The sequence below is a fragment of the Streptomyces sp. P9(2023) genome, assembly GCF_032436795.1.
In the GTDB taxonomy this organism is placed as follows: Bacteria; Actinomycetota; Actinomycetes; order Streptomycetales; family Streptomycetaceae; genus Streptomyces.
The window spans coordinates 1-257 of the sequence record NZ_JAUPWM010000630.1 but is presented as its reverse complement, the minus strand read 5'-3'; the positions used below and the strand labels follow the sequence as shown (position 1 = coordinate 257).

The 257-nt window shown below is 68.1% G+C and carries 1 protein-coding gene; it reads right to left on the bottom strand.

Annotation, left to right across the window (positions count from 1 at the left end; genetic code table 11):
- Positions 1-257 (bottom strand): dihydrodipicolinate synthase family protein (locus tag Q5762_RS38955; RefSeq protein WP_315897048.1); only part of this gene is annotated, 257 nt, incomplete at both ends.

Genomic DNA, 257 nt, shown 5'->3' with positions numbered 1-257 from the left:
ACGGGGTTGTTGTAGAGCAGGCACGAGAGTTTCGTCGCGCCGATCACGGCGCTGACGTGCGCCTTCATCTCGCGCCAATCCGACGTGTAGACGTAGGGCGGCAGCACCATGAGTCCCTCAGCGCCGGCTTCGGCCGCGGCCTTGGCCATCGCGACAGCCTCGACCGTGCTGAGCGACGCGATGACGAGAAAATCGCGGTGACGCGCACCTGCGTGCAAGCGCTCGCGGGCCGCGCGCCGACCGTTCTCGGCATCGCG